Source organism: Desulfofalx alkaliphila DSM 12257 (assembly GCF_000711975.1).
Taxonomy (GTDB): domain Bacteria; phylum Bacillota; class Desulfotomaculia; order Desulfotomaculales; family Desulfohalotomaculaceae; genus Desulfofalx; species Desulfofalx alkaliphila.
This window is the reverse complement of sequence record NZ_KL544002.1, coordinates 20,925-25,578: the sequence shown is the minus strand read 5'-3', so window position 1 is coordinate 25,578 and position 4,654 is coordinate 20,925. Positions and strand designations below refer to the sequence as shown.

6 protein-coding genes are annotated in these 4,654 nt (G+C 38.8%); 4 read left to right on the top strand and 2 right to left on the bottom strand.

Going from position 1 to position 4,654, the window contains the following annotated elements; translation table 11 throughout:
• Positions 1 to 430 precede the first annotated feature (430 nt).
• On the top strand, positions 431 to 595 hold the full coding sequence (locus tag BR02_RS15570) for a hypothetical protein (protein WP_157834993.1): 165 nt from the start codon (positions 431 to 433) through the stop codon (positions 593 to 595).
• 605 nt (positions 596 to 1,200) lie between these two features.
• Here BR02_RS15570 and BR02_RS0114210 read toward each other — a convergent pair.
• Together BR02_RS0114210 and tnpA are read right to left on the bottom strand one after the other, a co-directional pair.
• Positions 1,201 to 2,289 carry an RNA-guided endonuclease InsQ/TnpB family protein gene (locus BR02_RS0114210; protein ID WP_031518186.1) on the bottom strand — a complete coding sequence of 363 codons (1,089 nt, stop codon included), beginning with the start codon at positions 2,287 to 2,289 and terminating at the stop codon, positions 1,201 to 1,203.
• A gap of 5 nt (positions 2,290 to 2,294) precedes the next feature.
• Positions 2,295 to 2,690, bottom strand: coding sequence for an IS200/IS605 family transposase (gene tnpA / locus BR02_RS0114205; protein WP_031518184.1), 396 nt, complete (start codon positions 2,688 to 2,690; stop codon positions 2,295 to 2,297).
• Positions 2,691 to 3,085: 395 nt separating this feature from the next.
• Here tnpA and BR02_RS0114200 point away from each other — a divergent pair, with 395 nt between their 5' ends.
• From BR02_RS0114200 to BR02_RS0114190, 3 genes are read left to right on the top strand one after another with little or no spacing between them, the layout of a single operon-like run.
• The gene (locus BR02_RS0114200; RefSeq protein WP_031518183.1) at positions 3,086 to 4,081 is read left to right on the top strand and encodes a MinD/ParA family ATP-binding protein; all 996 of its coding nucleotides are present in this window, start codon (positions 3,086 to 3,088) and stop codon (positions 4,079 to 4,081) included.
• Complete coding sequence (locus BR02_RS15350) at positions 4,078 to 4,236, top strand: hypothetical protein (RefSeq protein ID WP_207641041.1); 159 nt, start codon at positions 4,078 to 4,080, stop codon at positions 4,234 to 4,236. The genes BR02_RS0114200 and BR02_RS15350 overlap by 4 nt, the downstream gene beginning before the upstream one ends.
• Positions 4,220 to 4,531, top strand: coding sequence for a type II toxin-antitoxin system VapC family toxin (locus BR02_RS0114190; RefSeq protein WP_031518179.1), 312 nt, complete (start codon positions 4,220 to 4,222; stop codon positions 4,529 to 4,531). The genes BR02_RS15350 and BR02_RS0114190 overlap by 17 nt, the downstream gene beginning before the upstream one ends.
• Positions 4,532 to 4,654: the final 123 nt, after the last annotated feature.

Sequence of the window (4,654 nt, the reverse complement as noted above, 5' to 3'; positions counted from 1 at the left end):
AATATAAGTTCAGTGGTAAACGTATTAAGCGAGGTTTGTATCGAACAAAGTCCGGCAAACTAATCAATGCTGATGTAAATGGTGCATTAAACATCTTAAAGAAAAGTAAAGCTGTAGACCTGAGTGTCTTATGCTCTAGCGGCGAAGTGGACACGCCTCAAAGAATAAGGATTGCTTAAAGCAGTCAAACTTCTTTGGAAGCCCCCACTTCAAATTTTCGCTAGAAATTAAGTGGGGGTAGTTCACAACAGGCTTTGCTAATGGTGGTGCATATATACAAGATATAGAAGGTAATTATATCACTATACCAAACAAATCATATAAACAAGTTAGTTTTAAGCATATAGAGTTTATAAATCATAACAATAATTGGCAATTCATCTCCCACTTGTAGAAGATGGGAGACTTCTTGCCAAGTTAGTTAAAAATTATGCTATCTGAACTGGAAAAGATGCTACCCGAAGGCGAAAGGCAAATGGCGGGGATAAGCCTAACTGAAACAGCCCTGATTGAGAAGGCTGTGCATCACTACTACCTTAAATATGAACAAAGTAAGCAGGACAAGCAGTCATTAGTAAAGCTAATGATTTCATAGCGTCAAACAAAAAACCCTCTCCGATAAAGAGAGGGTAATAATCGTGGTGGTGCTACCAACACCACCTGTAAAGGAGATGAAATTTTGAGCGCTGAGGTCGTTAACCTCAACTAACTTAATACGGGAGGATTCCTTAGTCGGAAACCCTTTAATCAACCTTTAAAAATCCCCACTCTTAAAGGTCTGGTTTAATATTGCCTAAAATCTGTATACATATATTATAAGGCTTTTCCTTTGTTATGGCAAGGCTTGAGACCTTTATTTACATACTTTTTTACAGATTTTAAAAAGGGTTTTTCGATAAATAGTTAATATATTCGACTTTGGAATCCTCCCGGCTAAATAATTAATTTGGGAGGTATTTTTTATGTCTAAGAAACAAAACATCATCCGTGTTGCAAAAAAGCGAGAGAACCCTTATTTGACATCCTCCCCGCCCATTCATGTTCATTCATGAACGAGGATTCCTGAAAGGAACTTACGAGATTACCACCTGATTAAAGAGCAGTCCATTTCTGGTAGCTCAGTATGACGATGGTTTAAGGCAGTGTCATCTGCCCTCTTGAAGATAGTTATACTACTTCAAGCACCTAAACTGTGACCATTTAGGCAGATTGTTGTTCGTTATAAATCTGAGCGATATTTCGACTCGCATTTAAGTCAGCGTGAATATGATTACCACAAGAACAGTGGTAGATGTTACGCTTGCGTTGTTGCTTTTTCACAACACCGCATGATGAACAACGTTGAGAGGTGTGTTTAGGGTCAATGTAGACCACCTTAATACCCGCTAGTTTAGCTTTGTACTCGATAAATGATTGCAGTTCATAAAAAGCCCAGCTATGAAGTGAACGATCAACACGACGCAAAGAACGAGCTGTTTGACGGATGTTCTCTAGTTTCTCCATCACAATAACGCCAACTTGCTCTTGCACCGCAAGATTAATAAGTTGACGACTGATTTGATGGTTTTTATTGGTCATCCATCGTTGTTCTTTGTCACCTAATCGTTTGATTAACTTAGGTTGTTTTGCTTTACCGAGCTTTCTTCTTACAGAACGGTATTTTTTACGAATAAAACCGACTTGTTTTCCGTTATGGAAAACTCGATTTATTTCTTCATTCTGTTCATTGAACACGCTAGCGACAGCTAGTTGTCTTAATCCAATGTCAATCCCCATCACTTGTTTGTTGGTCGATTGATTCACCTTTGTTTGAATAGTGACAGCGAAGTACCACTTGCCTTGACGATAAAACAAACTTGCTTTCCCTAACTTAGCACCTTGTTTCATATAATCGTTCAACAGCGTTAAACGTTCTGTTTGTTTGACAGGAAAGACAAAACGTCGAACCTTATCATCATACAATGGAAATGAAATCATATGACCATCTAAGGCGAAGTTCTGGTTGTTAAAACAAATAGGTTGGTTATCTTTAAATGTCATGTTTTCCTTTTTTGATTCCGATTGTTTGAATAGTCGATAAAGCGCCTTCACTTCTCGTATGTTTTGGTTTTTTACAGCAGAAGGAAGCCGACTTTGTTTAAAGTGAGCGGAACTCAACTTTGTATTACCTTTTTTAAGTTCACTCGCAATCGCTTGTCGGTTTTTGACTACTTCACGTACGTTCGAAAACATAACAGCTTCTTTTCTTTTTGTAGGTTGAAGAAGTTCTAACACGATGGTTAATTGCAAAAGGTTCACCTCCTGTTTTGTTGTTCGATGTACTGTTTAATGGTTTCGGAGCTAACATGACCTGCACTGGATACAAAATAGGCTCGTGTCCATATTGAACCTCGTTTCCTAAGCTCAGGGAATTGCTTGGCTATTCTCCGACCAGTTGTTCCTTTAATGATGTTCATTAATTGACTTGGTGAATCTTTCGGGAGCGCCGAAACAAACAAATGAATATGATCGGACATGATTTCGAGTGCAAGTACGTCAAATCCATGTTGGATAGCGAGTTCATCAATTGTGTCAGTGATTAACTGTTTGATTTTATCGTTATCCAATATCTGTTTTCGATATTTTGGTATCCAAATAAAATGGTAGTTCAACAAAAATTTTGCATGGCGTGTGCTCTTATAGGTATTCATTGCTATAACCTCATATAGATAATGTTTTTACATCTATTATATCATAAAGGTATGCAAGAAACAATTCATCTCCGCCCATTCATGGGCGAGGCTTTCTTGTCTAAAGATTTGTAAAAGTTGATATTGCTACTGGTAAGCAGGCTCGTGACAAGTTATTTGTTGAAAAACTAACTCTAATACGCACATCACGTCCAGATAGTCAACTAATACTACTTTTACCGCCAGAAAGAGAGAATGACATTGAGTTTCTGCAATCAGTTATCAATCTAGCTATTTTTGATATTTACTTTGTTGAAACTATTGATGGAGATGATCTGCAAAAATGGTTTAATACTAAAAAGAATATCTCAGATGTTAGACGGTATTTATTGGGAGTTAGCTTAGAAGATAGTGACGTGTCTACTAAAAAAAGCAACTATTTTCAAGAGGAATCGGGAGGCACCGATCAAGAAGATCACCTAAGTAGCCCTAAAGCAAAAACGCCAAAACCTTCCGTTAAATTAATACCGAAAATTAACATTGGCAATCCCCTGTCCGGCATAGGCAGTAAAATACAGCAAATGTCCACTGGAACAAAGGAGTCGATCAAAGCCATGCTTGAGAGGGATACAAACAGCGACGGTACTAATATTCAATCATCAAAAGTTATTGCCGTTTGGAACCCGACAGGTTATTATAAGTCCTTTACTGCACTTAATTTAGCTATTAGCGGAAAGGCAGCGTTACTAAACTTTGATCTGACCTGTCCAGAGCTAGACGTTTGGTTTGGTATTAAACAGACGGGTATTCAAGATGCCAGCGAAAAAGATGCAGGTATTATGACCTGGGGCGATTCCCTTAATCCTGAACTGTTGACCAAAATGCTAAGAACCATAAAATGGGGAATAAGGTATCTACCGGCAGGTAATAAGCTAGGAAACATCGGTACTCCCACATGTGCTAAAAACGCCGTGGATGCAAAGGGGTTATTTAAGCAACTAATTGACAAGGCAAGAAAAGAAAGCTCTGTGGTTGTAATTGATGCAGGTAGGGATTTTGAGTTGCCACCCACTTACGCTGCCTTAAAAGAGGCGGATATTATAGTGGTGCCAATAACAACGCCCCAAGAGGGCAAACTTATATCCTGGCAGTTACAAGAACTAGCAAGGGTGGGAGTAACAACTCCTACTGTAGAATTAACCTTTACAGATGGTTTAAACAAGATATGCCAGTATCGTGTTGAAACAAATATCAAATTAGAGGATTTCCTTACTTCTGCCGCAGAAAACATCCCACACTGCACAATGGAAACAGGGCAGGAATGGGTAAAGATTATGAACTTTATTAAAGTATGTTCGCGAAGGGGGGAGGGTGATAATGCGAGCAACAATGAAGAAGGGGGGGTGAAATGATTTTAAAAACTAATAAAAAAAGAGATATTCCAAAGGGAGTTGTGGCTCAAACTGCAGGAATATTATCAGATATGGAAACTAGCGGCAAAGAGTTTGTTGAGGATATTCGCAAGGACTCTGGCAGGAGGTTGGATAGCCTTGAAAATAATTCTTGATACAAACATTATTATTGACCACCTTCGCAATATCCCACAAGCCACAAAGCAACTACAGGAGGTTGAGGATGGAAATTATACAGGGTTAATTTCTGTTATTACCGTTGATTCAAACATAGCGAAAGCGGCCGGTAATCTATTAGCTAAATATCGTGCTTCCCACGGTTTGGAGCCAATGGATGCTCTGATAGCAGCCACTGCCCAAGTTAATAAGGCGGTTCTTTTTACTTTAAACAAAAAACGCTTTAGATTCATAGAAGGGCTTGTTGTTATTAACCCGTATTTGGCTGTTTAACGTAGAAAATTGTGGTAAAATAATAACCGGGAATACATAACTAACTAACGGGCCTCACCTGCCGGGGATGGAAACATCCAAGAAAGGGGGTGGGGCGGGATGATTACCATAAGTGACGCAATA